This is a genomic window from Pseudomonas sp. JV245A, from assembly GCF_032424515.1.
Classification (GTDB): Bacteria; Pseudomonadota; Gammaproteobacteria; order Pseudomonadales; family Pseudomonadaceae; genus Aquipseudomonas; species Aquipseudomonas protegens.
Genome location: NZ_VYKE01000588.1, coordinates 1 through 359 on the forward strand (window position 1 = coordinate 1; position 359 = coordinate 359).

Sequence of the window (359 nt, forward strand, 5' to 3'; positions counted from 1 at the left end):
ACCGCGACCCGCGGCGCGCGCGTGGCCCCGGGCAACTCCATCGGCACCCTGAATGTGGCCGGCGATGTGAGTTTCCAGCCAGGTTCGACCTACGCCGTGGAGCTGTCGCCGACCGCCAGCGACCGTATCGTCGCCGGCGGCCGGGCGCATCTGGAGGGCGCCCAGCTCAGCCTGAGCCTGGAACACAACGCCAACCTGCTCAGCGCCGGGCAGGTCCGGGGGCTGGTCGGGCGCCAGTTCGACATCTTGCAGGCCGCGGGCGGTATCGATGGCCAGTTCGCCCTGGTGCAACCCAACTACCTGTTTCTCGGCGCGGTGGTCGATTACTCCGCCAGCGGCGTGCAACTGGGCCTGGTGCG

Annotated in this window: 1 protein-coding gene; it reads left to right on the plus strand. The window is 70.2% G+C overall.

The window, feature by feature from the left end; genetic code table 11:
- Positions 1 to 359: autotransporter outer membrane beta-barrel domain-containing protein (locus tag F6S12_RS33170; RefSeq protein ID WP_315870041.1), on the plus strand; the 359-nt coding region annotated here is incomplete at both ends.